A 14,095-nucleotide genomic window follows, 5' to 3' on the forward strand; every position below is an offset into this window, starting at 1 on the left:
CGTCGCGGATGGAGACGCCGTACTCGACGACGATCTCCAGGTCGAGTGCCGTCTGCACCTCGCCGACCTCGGGCCGACGGGCGAACGGGGGGCGCCTGGGGCGCGTTGTCCCGGCCGCCGTAGAGTTCCGCGGCGGTCGCCAGGACGCGGAGGCAGGCGGGGCCGTCCAGCGCCGTGTGGTTGACGGTGAGCAGCAGGACGCGGTCGATGACCTCCAGCCGTACCGGTGGCGACGAGGTGAGCGGTGGTGCCTCGCTCAGAGCCCGCTGCCTCGCCCGGTCCAGCGCGCCGGGCCCGGGATCCGGTACGGAGACGACCTCCGCGCCGGGGTCGGGGCCGGTGGTGAGTTCCCACTCGTACCGCCTCCGGTACCAGGGTCCGGGTGCCTCGCGCATCAGGATGCGCGGGTGGCGCCGGAGCGCCTCGGTGAACGCGGTGCGCAGCCGCGCGGCGTCGGGGCGGCCGGGGAGGTGCACCTCGATGTGGACCGTCTCCGGTTCCTGCGGGGTCAGGCAGTGCCGGGTCACCTCGTCGACCGTGGAGAAGGGCACCCGGGCGAGCGGTTCGGGCCCCTCCTGCCGGGCCGGGTGGTGGTGCAGTGCCGTCATCGGCCGTTCCCCTCTGCTCGTGGCGCCGTCATCGGCCGTCCCCCTCTGTTGGCGGGCGTTCGGCGGGAGGCCGCCGCCGTGGCAGCGGGGTGGTGTCCGGATCGGGTTGCCGCACCGGCGGGGTCCCGGGGGGTTCCCCGGTCTTCTTGGTGGTCACCACCGCCGCCGCCAGCGCCGTCACGGCGAGGAACTGGGCCACCGGCCCGAACGCCCCCTCGCGCGCCGACGGCAGGGCACCGGCTTCCCAGGCGGCCACGACCCCCGCCGCGGCCATGGCGAACAGCGCCACCGGCACCAGCAGCGAGCGCCGCAGATGCGCGACGGCCGCCAGGACGGGGACGACCAGCGCCACCCATCCGGCGACCAGCGCGACCACGACGGTCAGCGCCGCCACCCCCAGTACGGGCCCCGGCGCCGAGGGCTCGTCCGGTCCGGTAGCACCGCCTCGGCCTCGCCCGAGGACCAGCACCAGCCCCACCAGCAGCAGGAGGCCCACAGCGCCGCCGATGAGCCCGGCGACGTACCAGCGTGCCGGGGCGAACTCCAGCCGGACCGTGCCGCCTTCGCCCTCGGGGACGAGGAAGCCCTGCTGCCAGCCGTCGATGCGTACCGGGGTCAGTTCACGCCCGTCCAGGGTGGCGCGCCAGCCGTCGTTGTGGCTCTCGAAGAGCTGGAGGTACGAGGCCGGGCCGGCGCCCACGTCCACGCTGCGCCGGTCGCCCGACCAGTCGCCGACGGTCAGGGCGCGCCGGTCCGCGACGGTGGCCGGTGCGGGTGCGTTGCCACGGGTGAGGCTCAGGTCGGTGATGGCGAGGGGGCCGGTGTCGCCCGCCTCCACCCGGTGCGTCCCGGCGGCCAGCCGGGCGGTGCCGCCGTGTTCGGCGCCCGCGCACAGGCGCACGTCGACGGGGCGGCGTTCCGTCAGGTCGCGGACCTTGCCGCGGGCGGTCGTCGCGTGGAGCGTGCCGTCGATGGACAGCACGGGCCCCTGGCCGCAGGGCAGTGCGAAGGTGGTGTCGGGGTCGGGCTGCGGCACCCGGTATTCGTCGAGTGCCGGTACGTACACCTCGCTGAGCCCGACCGGGAGTTGCAGTCGGCCGTCGGCGACCGGGTTGTGCAGGGTCAGCGGTGCGGTCCGGGTCACGGTGATGTCGAGCCGGTCGGTCCTGATGGGCTGGAAGCGGGCGAGGCCGTTCTCGTCGACGGAGGCGGTGGCCGCGCCGTCCGGTGAGCTGATCTCCACCTGCTGGGCACGGGTGGACAGCCCTCCGGCGGGTGCGAACACGATCTCCCCGACGGCGCGCTTCTCGGGCCACCGCAGGTGGATCACCGCCCGCTCCCCGGCGATCCACGCGGTGGTGAGGTCGCCGTCGACCAGGTTGCGCGGGCTGAGGGAGGATCCGAGCCTGGCCGTCGAGTCGGCCGTGACGGTGAGTTTCCTGCGCTGCTCGGGCGCCAGCCGGTACAGCAGCTCGTCCAGTGCGTCGCCCGGTACGGGCAGTGCGGTCGCCCGCAGCGCGTACGCGCCTTCCGTCCGCGTCAGGAACTGCCGGTGCAGCCCGACTTCGGCGGACGCCGGTGACAGGCCGCCGGGGTCGCTGCCCCGGTGCAGGGAGTAGACCTCCTGGGGTGCGCTCTCCTCCCCCGCCGCGTCCTCCGGGAGGGCCAGTAGCCGGGTGACGGTGACACCGGGGATGTCGACGGACGAGAAGCCCGCTCCGATCAGTCCGGGTGCGCCCTGCTGGGCGCCCTCGATGGTGATCTTCAGGTAGCCGGTCTCCCCCGCCGGTGTCCGTACCGTCTGCGGTGTGCCGTCCGGCCGGAGCGCGCTCACCTCACTCCCCCGCTCGGTCTCCACGCGTACGGAGGTGGCCGCCGCGCGCAGTCCGCCGGAGGGGAGCGGCGTGAGCCGGATCGCGTCGGGCAGGGACAGCTTGCGTTCGAAGTCGATACGGAGCCACTGCCCGACCGGGGAGTCGGCGCCGCCCTCGGTCCAGGCGGTGTCGGGGTTGCCGTCGAAGGCGTTCACCGGGTCGTACTGCGGGAGGTGGAACAGCCAGTTCCCGCTGCTCGACGCGGTGACCGAGGCCGCTCCGCGCAGCACGGCCGTCGTCTGGTGGCGGAGGTCCTCGGTGGGCAGGATCTGCCGGGGCGGGCGGCCCGGGTCCTGTGCGCTGCCGGAGGGGTTCCGCTCCGTCGCCGTATAGGTGTACGAGGTGTTGGTGTTGACGAGCCCGAACCGGGTGTCGGCGCGCCGCAGTCCGTCCGCCACGGCCCGTACGGGCGGTGTGCCGAGCCCCGGCGTCGCGTCCCCGGCGAGTACGGCGGGCCGGTCCTTCATCAGGGGGTCGGCGGACAGCCGCAGCAGGGCCTCGGGCCCGCCGCTGACGACGGCCGTGTCCGCGGCGGGTTTGATGGCTGCCCGGCCGGGCCGCTCGGTGGCCTTCGGCGGCTCGTAGATCTCCACGGCCTGCTGGCGGGGGTAGAGCCCCTCGATCTGTACGGGGGTGTCGTCCGGGATCCGCCCTCCGGTGAGGACCGGTCCGAAGCCGGTCACCCGCCGGTAGCCGGACGCCTCCAGGGTGCGTTTGACGGTCTGCGGCGGGACGTAGCCGATCTGGTCGGGGTCGAGGTCGTTGCGCACGACGACGTAGTGGAGTCCGGCACGGTGCACGAAGTCGCTCAGGCCCGGCACTTCACCGCCCGACAGCAGCGCCTGCTCCACGGCGTCCATCGCCCGCCGGTTGCCGGGGGTGCCGAACGGCACGTAGTCGCGCTGGGCCCAGGGGGATGAGGCGAGGACGTCGAGGGGCTGGTCGATGGTGGTGCCCCAGGTGTAGATGCCGTGGGCGGTCGCGGGGACGACGAGGGCCCGGGTGGTGGGCGAGTTGTCCTTCAGCCAGTCGGCGGCGCGTTCCCAGTGGGTGGGCAGCTTCGGGAAGGCACCGGGCTGGAGGATGCTCCCGTTGACGTACGGCAGGAGGAGGCCGGGCAGGACGAGCGCGGCCGCGACGAGCGGCACGTACGACCGTCCGCGCGCCGCCCGTTCCCCGCGTCGCCGCGCGAGGACGGCGGTGAGGTGGGCGAGCCCGAGCACGAGGGCGAGCGCCAGGCCGGGCTGGAACTTGTAGATGTTGCGGAACGGTACGAGCCAGCCGTTCAGCCAGTCCTGCACGGTGCCGTGGAAGAGCCCGCCGAGCGGGCCGCCGTAGCCCGCGAGGGTGACCAGGGCCACCGACAGCACCACGAGCAACAGCCAGCGGCGCTCGGGGACGTCCCGCCGGGCGAGGCCGGCCAGCCCGAGGGCGGCGGCGAACGCGGAGCCGAGCACCGTGAGGACGGAGGTCGCCACCGTCCAGCCGGCGGGCAGCCAGGCCTCGCCGAAGTGCAGGTAGGCCACCCAGTTGCCGGCCCCGCGCAGCAGTTCGGTGGCGGACATGGTGGCCGTCGTGGTCTCGGACTGCTCGACGTACGGCAGGAAGTTCTCACCGTGCAGGCCGAGCAGGAGGAGCGGGACGACCCACCAGGCGGTGGCGAGCAGTACGCCGGGGATCCACCAGGCGAGCAGGGTCCGGCGGCGTGGGCCCGCCGGCCGGCTGAGCAGGTACAGGCCGACGGGCAGCAGGGAGGCGAGCGTCGAGGCCGCGTTGACGCCGCCCATGAACGGGATCAGCAGGGCGGAGCGCAGGGCCGCCGCCCTCGCCGGGGTGCGCGGGTCGGTGAGCGGCAGGAGCACCCAGGGCAGCATCGCGCCCGGCAGCGCGGCGGCGGAAGTGGAGCCGACCACGACGGTGAAGACCGGCCACAGCGCGTAGCCCGCGGCGGCGAGCAGCCGGGTGCCAGCGGTGCCGGCGCCCAGGCGCTCGGCGAGCCGCAGCGCGCCCCAGAAGGCGGCCGTCACGATGATGGACAGCCACAGCCGTTCGGCGAGCCACACCGGCAGCCGCACCAGGTCCGTCAGGGCGTAGAACGGCAGCATCGGGAAGGCGTAACCGACGTACTGGTCGAAGATGCCGCCGAACCCGGCGCGGCTGTGCCACAGCTCGCCGAGGTCCCCGAGGAACCGCAGGGGGTCGAGGGCGACGCCCAGCTTGGTGTCGAACGTCATCCGGCCCGGTGCCACGGCCAGGAAGGCCGTCAGGGCGGCGGCCCAGAAGCCCCACAGCCAGCGGCGGGAGCGCGGCCCGTCGGCCGGTTCCCGGGCGGGCGGCGTCCCGGGCGCCGGGGAGCGGGGAGGCGCGGGGATGGTGGTGGTCATGGGCACCGCCGGAGGATGAGGAGGAGGTTCCAGGTGGCGAACTCGCGCAGCAGCGGCACCCTGGTGACCAGATCCGGCAGGAACGGCCAGTAGCGCGCGCGGGCGGACACCACGGTCACGTCGTCGCGGGCCCGGACCTGGCGCAGGGTGGCGCCGACGTGGACGGGGAAGAGGTTCTCGCCGAGGACGTGCTTGGCGGGGCGGCCGGTGCGGCGCTCGTAGCGGCGGCGCGCCCGGTCGGCGCCCAGGTAGTGCCAGGGCGCCCACTCGTGGCCGCCCCAGGGTGAGAGCCAGTTGGTGAAGGACACGTAGATCAGTCCGCCGGGGCGGGTGACGCGGATCAGTTCGCTGAGGAAGGTCCTCGGGTCCTCCACGTGCTCCAACACGTTGGAGCAGAAGCAGATGTCGGCGGTGCCGTCGGCCAGCGGCAGCAGGTACCCGTCGGCGAGGACCGCTCCCTCGGGCCGCCGCCGCGACGCCGTCAGCTCTTCCGGATCCGGTTCGAACAGGAAGCCCTGGGCGCCGCGCCGGCGGAACTCCTCGGTGAAGTGGCCGCCTCCGCCGCCCACGTCGACGACGACCCGCCCGGCGAGCGGCTCGTACCGCTCCACCTGGTTCGCCGCGTCGCGGGCGAGGAGCTCGTAGAAGCCCTTGGGGTCGGACGGTTCGCGCAGGAAGCCCCGGAAGAGGGCCACGGAGCGGCGCAGTGAGGGGTCCTTCATCGGCTCAGCCCCGGCGCGGGGCGGTCGGGGCGGCCGCCCACGGCACACCGCCGGGCACGCCGTCCGGTGCGGCGGAGGCGCCGGGGAGGCAGGGCAGGGGGCCGAGCGCTCCGATGTCACGGTCGGCCTCGTGGCCGCCCGCGGAAACGACGCCGACACCGGCGGGGAGGGGGGCGCCGGAGCGCCCGGGGGCGTGGTGGCGGGCGGCGGCCTCCGTCGCCACGGCCCGGAAGCGCCGTACGGTCGTGGTCCACCGGTAGCGCTCGGCGCGCCGGGCGGCGGCCCTGCCCATGGCCGCACGCCGCTCGTGGTCCAGGGCGAGCGCGCACCAGGCCGCTGCGAAGGCACTCTCGCCCCGTACCAGCGCCCCGGTCACGCCGTCCTCCACGGAGTCCCGCAGACCGGGCACGTCGAAGCCGACCGACGGGGTTCCGCGCGTCGCCGCCTCGGTGACGACGAGGCCCCACCCCTCGACCGCCGAGGGGTGCAACAGCAGCCAGGAGGCGCACAGCAGCCGGTGTTTCTCCTCCTCCGACACCCGGCCCGCGAAGACGACGCCCGGGCCGGCGAGGGCTTCGAGCCGCCGGCTCTCGGGGCCGTCCCCGACGATCACCAGCGTGCCCCCGGTGACCGGCCGCACCCGCTCCCAGAGCCGCAACAGCAGGTCGATGCGCTTGTACTCGACCAGTCGGCCGACCGCCAGGAACAGCGGCTCCACCGATCTCGGTGTCCTGGGCCCCGGGTCCTCGACCCCGTTGTGCACGATGCGGATCCTGCCCGGGTCGACGCCCAGCGCGCCGAGCGCCGATGCGGTCGATTCCGACACGGCGACCAGCAGGTTGTCCCGCTGGGCAGCGGACAGGGCCCAGCGTTCCAGCCGCCGCCCGATCCCGGCGGCGGGGCGGGGATAGCGCATGCCCCACAGCGCCGTGTGCACATGGTTGACCAGGCAGAGGGTCGGCCCCCGGTGCCAGAGCGGGGCCAGGTAGGGCAGGCCGTTGCACACCTCGACCAGCAGGTCGCATTCGCCCACCTGGCGGGTGAACGCGGCGGGCGCCCTGAGGAAGTGGCCGAGGTCCCCGCCCGCCGAGACGACCCGGTAGTCGCGGTACACGGCCGGGCCTCCGCAGAGCAGGGTGACCTCGTGGCCCAGTGCCGTCAGGCCCTCCGCAAGGCGGTCGACGAGGAGTTCGGAGCCGCCCGCGGCGGGGTTGCCGAGGTCGCGGCGGGAGAGGAAGACGATGCGCCGAGGGGGGCGGACAGCGCCCTGGGACGACCGTGCGCCACGGGGAGCGGCCGCGGTCAGCGTGGGGGGTACGTGCTGGGGCATACGAGCTCCAACTCGTCGGGGTCGGGGACCGGATGACGATGCTCCGGGCCGGAGAGCGGTCGCCGGCACCGGGTGGGGGGATGAGCAGGTCATGAAGCGCCCGGGGGGTGGACGTGGCGGTGCGGTGGGTTGGTCAGTTTTCGCCAAGTCCGCCGGTTCAGCTACTCACCCAGGTGACAAATTCGGCCCGCAGGGTCGATGGCGTCGCGTCACTTCGCTTCGGAGACACCGGAATTCCCGCGCGGGCGTCCCCCTCGTACGAGCAGCACGGTCCCGGCCGCCGCCAGCAGGGTGCCGAGGACGGCCGCGCCCAGGGGCACCGTCTCTCCCAGGAGTCGCAGCCTGCGGTTGTCCGCCGCGGCCAGCGTGACCTGGGCGCGCTGGGTGGCCGGGGTGAACTCCAGGCGCCGGCTGTCCAGCAGCACCATGGCGTCCCTGGTTGAACCCGGTGCACGCAGCACCTTCCGGGGCCCGATCGCCGCGTTCACGATCCGCCCCGTCCGCCGGTCGACGACGAGTTCGATGCCGTGGTTGGAGTACCACTCCTCGGCGAGCACCTGGGGGCGGCCGGGTTGCCCCACGAGCCGTCCGGGGACCAGCCGGGTGCCCGTCTTCGCCGGTTCGACCCGGCCGGTGAAGCGGTACCCCTCGTATCCCCGCACCTTCTGCGTCCCAGCGAAGCGGAGGGTCACGGTGGAGCCGAGTGTGCCGTCCCACCAGCGGTAGGAGCGCTTCTCCACGTCGAAGGGGAACTTCAGGTACGCCTCGCCGTCAAAGGCGGGCGTCTCCTGGCAGCAGTGCACCGGTTCATTGGTGCGCCGGTCGGTGACCCAGCGCTCCAGGGTCCACTGGAGCGAGTCGTGGGTGGCGGCGGCGGGCAGGGTGTGCTCGGTGTCCACCGAGGTGGAGACGTCCCAGACGGCCCGCCCGCTGCGGAGGCTGTCGGCCACGTCGCCGCGCACCTGGCGGGTGATGGTGAGCGGGCGGCCGGTCACGGTTTCGATCCGACGCGTGTCGAAGTAACTGCCCGTGCCGGTGAAGACGGTGACGGTGTCGACGTCGATGGGGGTCACTTTGGCACGTGGCTGGACGTACTGGACGAGTAAGGGCGCGAGGACCAGCAGGAACACGCCGGTCCCGAGCAGGATCAGCGACAGGGGGGAAGCGGTGCGACGCATTGCGGACACTCCGTGGGGCCGGGGCGGGATTGCGCGGCGTACACGTGAACTCCGTAAGGGACTCCGTATGGGCCGGGAACCGTAGGGGGCCTCTTGACGGACTGTCAATGCACTGGTGCCATGGGTGCGTCGCCGTCCGGGGTGGCGGGCTCGTGGTGGGGTCCCAGCGTCAGAAAGGCTGACCCGACCATGCCCAGACTGCTCGCCGCCGCCCTCACCGTGGCGGTCGCCGCGGCGCTCGCCGTGGGAGCGGCCCTCGCCATCGTGGCCCTGCTCGACACCACCCCGGAACAGCCCAATGTGCCACTGATCAGCCATCAGACGGCTCTGCCCCGGGGGTGAACCGAGTTGACCGAAGTCGACACCCGGGCGCCGGCCGGTGAACGCGCGCCCTGGGCGGACCTGCCCCGCCGGCAGGTGCGCGAGTTCGCCGACCGCGCCATGGAAGAGGTACCCGCGCTCGCCCAGGAGATCCTCGACACGATCTGCCGCGAGCATCCCCGGATGCCGCTCCTGGTGGACGATTCCGGGGAGCTGGTCGCCCTGGTCGGCATCCGGCGCGCGCTGGAGGAGTTCCTCCAGCACCTCGTGTGCGGCTCCGGCAGTCCCCAGCTCCACTTGGAGGTCTTCCAGGACTTCGGCCGCGGGGAAGGCCAGCAGGGCCGCACGCTCGACTCGCTCCAGGCCGTCTACCGGCTCGGGGTACGCCTCGCCTGGCGGCGGCTGGCGGAGATCGGCCATGAGGCCCGGATCCCGCCCCCGGCGATGTACGACCTGGCCGAGGCGGGGTTCGCCTTCCTGGACGGCCTGGTGGACCAGACGGTACGGGGCTACGCGGAGGCCGCAGCGCGCCAGGCGGGCGAGCGGCTGCGGTTGCAGCGGAAGCTGACGCAGGCGCTGCTGGGCGAGCACCGCCCGGGCCGGTCCCGCCCCTTGGAGGAGTACGCCGCCCACGCCGCCCGCATCGGCTGGGCGCTCCCCCAGCGGGTGGCCGTGGGGGTGCTGCTGCGTCCGGCCCGTGACTGCGTGGCACCGGCCGTGGGGGCGGAGGTGCTGCTGGACATGGAGCGCGAACAGCCCCTGCTGTTCATTCCGGACCCGGCGGTGCCGGGGCGGCGTGAGCAGGTGCACCGGGCGCTGCGGGGCTGGACGGGCGCGATCGGCCCGGCCGTTCCTCCCGCGGACGCGGCGGCGTCGCTGCGCTGGGCCACGGAGGCGGTGGGTCTGATCCAGCGGGGCCTGCTGCCGTCGGGGGACCTGCTGTACTGCACCGAACACATCGACGCGCTGGTCCTGTTGCCGCCCGAGGAGCTGATCGGGGCTCTGACCGACCGGTGTCTGGCTCCGCTCGCCGACCGGGGTCCCACGCAGCGCCGCCGCCTGGCGGAAACGTTGCTGGCCTGGCTGGAGACGCGGGGCGGCGCTCCGGAGATCGCCGCGCGGCTCGGTGTGCATCCGCAGACGGTCCGCTACCGGATGCGGCAGATCAAGGAGCTGTGGGGCGACGACGTGGAGGACCCGGACCGGCGGTTCGAACTGGAACTGGTCCTCCGCGCCCAGCGATTACAAGGGCGGCTGGGTCATGGCGCGACTTCGTAGGTGACCTTCGGTCGGAGCAGTTCTGGGCGAGGTCGAACAGGGCCTGGTGCTCGGCCTCGTCCAGGGCGAGCTGCCGGCGGAGTTTCGTGGCCACCCAGTCCGCGGCGTACCGGCAGTGCACGTCCCCGGCCGGCGGCAGCCACTGGGAGATCTCCTGGTCCGCCTTGGCCCGCATCGACCGGCCCGACACCGCGACCAGGGTGTATTCGGCGTCCAGGTCGTTGGCGAACGCCTGACGGCGGGCGGCGCTACACGCGTGCGCCCCGGAGTCCCAGGCTTCGGCGAGCGGGACCAGGTGGTCGACGTCCATGCCCGAGGCCGACCTCACCGTTCTGGCGTCGTAGCACGAGAACCACGATCCGCCGCTGAGGGCGCAACAGGCTCCGGGCGTGGGGGGGGGTTCGACCGCCTCGGTGATGAGGACCTCGGCCCGGGTGCTGCAGCCGTCGCGGTCGTCGTCGAGCCAGTGCTTGAAGGCCTCGGGGGTGTACCCGCGGCGGGATTCGTCGGCCAACGCCAGAGCATTCGATGCCGTCCTTGCGGAAAACGGTCACGGGCGCCCGGGCCCCGGCACGAGCGGCGGCCGGCTGGTTGGCTGCCGGGGCCGCCGTGACGGCGCCCGAGGACAGGAGAACAGTGGCGGCGGCGATGACGGCCGTGCGCAGTCCGTGCTTGATCACGGGCGAAGGTCCAACGGTCCGCGGCGGGGGGTACGAGACGCCAGGCCAGGGTCATCACCCCATGCGGACGGCACGGTTCACCGCAGAAATGATCCGACATGGCAGTGGGCACTCTTGACTGCTTCGACGGCAGCCGCGATCCTCGTCGCGCACAATTACGCGGACATGCCAACCACCGGCGGGGTGCCGGGCCCGGCACGCGCCCGGCTCCTCGACGGTGCCTTCTCCGGCTGGAACATGGGTGATGACCTTGTCGCTACGCTCGCACGGCAGGCTCAGGGTTCTCGCGGCGCTCGCCCTGGTCCTCACCCTGGTGACCCTGGGACCGGCCCCGGCGGGCACCGGCTCCTCGGCCGCGACCGGCTGGTGGGACCCCGTCGCCCGGCCCGCCCCCGATTCCCGCATCGACGTCGCCGGGGAACCGTTCAAGGGCACCGACGCCCAGGGCCGGGTGCGGGGCTTCGTCGACGCGCACGACCACCTGATGTCCAACGAGGCCTTCGGCGGCCGGCTGATCTGCGGCAAGCCGTTCTCTGAGCTCGGCGTCGCCGACGCGCTCAAGGACTGCCCGGAGCACTACCCCGACGGCTCCCTCGCGGTCTTCGACTTCATCACCAAGGGCGGCGACGGACGGCACGACCCGCACGGCTGGCCCACCTTCAAGGACTGGCCCGCCCACGACTCGCTGACCCACCAGCAGAACTACTACGCCTGGGTGGAGCGGGCCTGGCGCGGCGGCCAGCGCGTGCTCGTCAACGACCTCGTCACCAACGGGGTCATCTGCTCGGTCTACTTCTTCAAGGACCGCGGCTGCGACGAGATGACCTCCCTCCGCCTCCAGGCGCGCAAGACGTACGAGATGCAGGCGTTCGTCGACCGGATGTACGGCGGCCCGGGCAAGGGCTGGTTCCGGATCGTCACCGACTCGGCGCAGGCCCGCGAGGTGATCGAGCAGGGCAAGATGGCCGTGGTCCTGGGGGTGGAGACCTCCGAGCCGTTCGGCTGCAAGCAGGTCCTGGACGTCCCGCAGTGCGACCGGGACGACATCGACCGGGGCCTGGACGAGCTGCACGCGCTCGGCGTCCGCAGCATGTTCCTGTGCCACAAGTTCGACAACGCCCTGTGCGGGGTGCGGTTCGACTCCGGCACTCTCGGAACGGCGATCAATGTGGGCCAGTTCCTGTCGACGGGCACGTTCTGGAAGACGGAGAAGTGCACCGGCCCGCAGGCCGACAACCCCATCGGCAACGCGTCGGCGGCCGAGGCGGAGAAGCAGCTCCCGCCGGGCGTGGCGGTCCCCTCGTACGCCGCCGAGGCGCGCTGCAACACCCGCGGTCTGACCGCGCTCGGCGAGTACGCCCTGCGAGGGATGATGCAGCGGGGCATGATGATCGAGATCGACCATATGAGCGTGAAGGCCACCGGCCGCGTCCTGGACGTGCTGGAGTCCGAGTCGTACCCCGGGGTGCTCTCCTCGCACAGCTGGATGGACATCGACTGGACGGAGCGGGTCTACCGGCTCGGCGGCTTCATCGCCCAGTACATGCACGGCGCCGAGGGGTTCACCGCCGAGGCGCGGCGCACGGACGCCCTGCGCGAGAAGTACGGGATCGGCTACGGGTACGGCACCGACATGAACGGCGTCGGCGGCTGGCCGGCACCCCGCGGGGCGGACACCCCCGAGCCGGTGCGCTACCCGTTCCGCAGCGCCGACGGCGGCTCGCTCATCGACCGGCAGACCACCGGTCAACGGACCTGGGACATCAACACCGACGGCGCCGCCCATTACGGCTTGGTGCCGGACTGGCTGGAGGACATCCGGGTGACGGGCGGCCAGGACGTCATCGACGACCTCTTCCGGGGCGCCGAGTCCTACCTCACCACCTGGGGCGCCTCGGAGAGCCACCGCTCGGACGACAACCTGGCGGCCGGCTCCTCCGCCTCGGCCAGTACGTCGGAATGGAACCCGTTCACCAGCCACGCGCCCGGCCGTGCCGTGGACGGCGACCGCCGCACCCGCTGGGCGAGCGACCGGCGCGACCCCCAGTGGCTCCGGCTCGACCTGGGGGCCACGCGCACGGTCGGGCGGGTCACGCTCGACTGGGAACGCGCCTACGGCAAGGCGTACCGGATCGAGGTGTCCGCCGACGGGAACGACTGGCGGACGGTCTGGTCCACCACCGCCGGTGACGGCGGCCTGGACACCGTACGGTTCACCGCCGTACCGGCCCGCTTCGTCCGCGTCATGGGGCTCGAACGCGGGACCGGATGGGGCTACTCGCTGCACGAAGTCGGCGTGTACGGCCGCTGACGCCGGCCGGCCGTGCTTACAGTGCCCAGCCAGTCGTTCCGAACGACGGAAGGGGCATCGGCGTGCAGTGGGCATACATCGGCTCGTTCACCTCGGGGGGCGGCCGCGGCATCACCGTCGCGGCCGTCGACCCTGCGACCGGGGCGCTGACCCCGCGCACGAGCGTCGAGACCGTCGTCAACCCCTCGTGTCTCGCCCTCGCCCCGGAGACCGGGGTCCTCTTCGCGGTGAGCGACACCGAACCGGGTGCGGTCGCGGCCTTCCGGACCGGGGCCGACGGGAGCCTCGCCCCACTCGGTCCGGCGGTCGACGTGGCCGGCGCCGGTCCCACCCATCTCAGCGTGGCCGGACGCAGACTCCTCACCGCCAACTACGGCTCCGGCAGCGTCAGCAGTCTCGCGCTGGGTCCCGACGGGAGCCTCACCGGTCCCCCCGTCGTGCTGGCGCACCACGGCTCGGGCCCCGACGCCGACCGGCAGGAGGGTCCGCACGCCCACCAGGTGCTGCCCGACCCCGGCGGGCGATGGGTCCTCGGGGTGGACCTGGGCACCGACTCGGTACGTGTCTGCGCGCCGGACCCGGCCACCGGAGAGCTCCGGGTCCACACCGAGACGGTCCTCCGCGCCGGATCGGGGCCGCGTCACCTCGCCTTCCACCCGGGCGGCGAGGTCGTGTACGTCCTGCACGAGCTGGAGCCGCAGATGACCGTCTGCCGGTGGGATCCGGCGTCCGGGCGCCTGGAACCACTGGCGGAGGTGGCGATCGACCCCGAGGGCGCCCCCGACGGGGAGCGGGTGTACCCCTCCGTGGTCTGCGTCCCGTCCGACGGGCGCTTCGTACGGGCCGCGGTGCGCGGCAGCAACACGGTCCTGACGTACACGCTCGCCGACGGCGCCGAGAAGCCACGGCTCACGAGCAGCGTGGACTGCGGGGGTGTGTGGCCTCGCGACCTGGTGGCCGGCCCCTCGGGGCGCCGACTGTACGTGGCCAACGAGTGGTCCGGCGACGTCACCTGGTTCGACGTGGACGCGGACAGCGGCCGGCTGCGCCGCGCCGGTGCGGTGGAGGTTCCGGCCGCCGCGTGTGTGGTCTTCGGCTGACCTCAGCGTCCCGGCTGGATCGAGGCCTTCGACTGCACCGTGTCGGCCAGGTGGACGGCCTCGTCCAGCATCCCCTGTCCGAGTCTGCCGTCGACTCCGACGTGGACCTTGTCGATCAGCCCCTCGTTGAGGGATTCGGCGTGGGCGGTCCCGCAGACCGTCAGGGCCGCGCCGGTGAGGGCGAGCGTGGTCAGAGCGCGCTTGGTGGTACGTGGCATGCCCGGCCAACGACCGCCGGCCTCGCCGGTCACGTCGCTCGTCGCCCGTCCGGCGCAACCGCGGCCGCGGGTGCCGACGGTGCCCGGCCGC

The 14,095-nt window shown here is 73.4% G+C and carries 10 protein-coding genes and 1 pseudogene; 4 read left to right on the forward strand and 7 right to left on the reverse strand.

Annotated elements, in window-relative coordinates:
* The 5 genes and pseudogenes from ABT360_RS21725 to ABT360_RS21745 all read right to left on the reverse strand — a co-directional run.
* Positions 1-608, reverse strand: a pseudogene (locus ABT360_RS21725) (condensation protein); the annotation flags it as partial.
* A 28-nt stretch (positions 609-636) separates the two neighbouring features.
* Positions 637-4,866 (reverse strand): alpha-(1->3)-arabinofuranosyltransferase domain-containing protein, encoded by a 4,230-nt coding sequence (locus ABT360_RS21730; RefSeq protein ID WP_351818861.1) that lies wholly within the window; start codon positions 4,864-4,866, stop codon positions 637-639.
* A complete protein-coding gene (locus ABT360_RS21735) occupies positions 4,863-5,588 on the reverse strand; it encodes a class I SAM-dependent methyltransferase (RefSeq protein ID WP_351818864.1) in 726 nt (241 codons plus the stop codon). The genes ABT360_RS21730 and ABT360_RS21735 overlap by 4 nt, the downstream gene beginning before the upstream one ends.
* Positions 5,589-5,592: 4 nt before the next feature.
* On the reverse strand, positions 5,593-6,918 hold the full coding sequence (locus ABT360_RS21740; RefSeq protein WP_351818867.1) for a glycosyltransferase family 4 protein: 1,326 nt from the start codon (positions 6,916-6,918) through the stop codon (positions 5,593-5,595).
* A 209-nt stretch (positions 6,919-7,127) separates the two neighbouring features.
* Positions 7,128-8,096: a DUF3068 domain-containing protein gene (locus ABT360_RS21745; RefSeq protein WP_351818870.1), complete on the reverse strand. Its 969-nt coding sequence runs from the start codon at positions 8,094-8,096 to the stop codon at positions 7,128-7,130.
* Between the two features lie 189 nt (positions 8,097-8,285).
* On the opposite strand from ABT360_RS21745, the gene ABT360_RS21750 reads away from it, so the two are divergent.
* On the forward strand, positions 8,286-8,438 hold the full coding sequence (locus ABT360_RS21750) for a hypothetical protein (protein ID WP_351818873.1): 153 nt from the start codon (positions 8,286-8,288) through the stop codon (positions 8,436-8,438).
* 6 nt (positions 8,439-8,444) lie between these two features.
* Complete coding sequence (locus tag ABT360_RS21755) at positions 8,445-9,695, forward strand: helix-turn-helix domain-containing protein (RefSeq protein WP_351818876.1); 1,251 nt, start codon at positions 8,445-8,447, stop codon at positions 9,693-9,695.
* Here ABT360_RS21755 and ABT360_RS21760 read toward each other — a convergent pair.
* Complete coding sequence (locus tag ABT360_RS21760) at positions 9,583-10,209, reverse strand: HNH endonuclease (protein WP_351818879.1); 627 nt, start codon at positions 10,207-10,209, stop codon at positions 9,583-9,585. The two genes, ABT360_RS21755 and ABT360_RS21760, sit on opposite strands and share 113 nt — an antisense overlap.
* Before the next feature lie 410 nt (positions 10,210-10,619).
* Here ABT360_RS21760 and ABT360_RS21765 point away from each other — a divergent pair, with 410 nt between their 5' ends.
* The gene (locus ABT360_RS21765; RefSeq protein WP_351818882.1) at positions 10,620-12,686 is read left to right on the forward strand and encodes a galactose-binding domain-containing protein; all 2,067 of its coding nucleotides are present in this window, start codon (positions 10,620-10,622) and stop codon (positions 12,684-12,686) included.
* 62 nt (positions 12,687-12,748) lie between these two features.
* Positions 12,749-13,786: a lactonase family protein gene (locus ABT360_RS21770; protein WP_351818885.1), complete on the forward strand. Its 1,038-nt coding sequence runs from the start codon at positions 12,749-12,751 to the stop codon at positions 13,784-13,786.
* 2 nt (positions 13,787-13,788) lie between these two features.
* Here the strand turns inward: ABT360_RS21770 and ABT360_RS21775 are convergent, their stop codons facing one another.
* Positions 13,789-14,004 (reverse strand): hypothetical protein, encoded by a 216-nt coding sequence (locus ABT360_RS21775; protein WP_351818888.1) that lies wholly within the window; start codon positions 14,002-14,004, stop codon positions 13,789-13,791.
* Positions 14,005-14,095 lie beyond the last annotated feature (91 nt).

This window comes from Streptomyces sp. NPDC000229 (assembly GCF_040300825.1).
Taxonomy (GTDB): Bacteria; Actinomycetota; Actinomycetes; order Streptomycetales; family Streptomycetaceae; genus Streptomyces.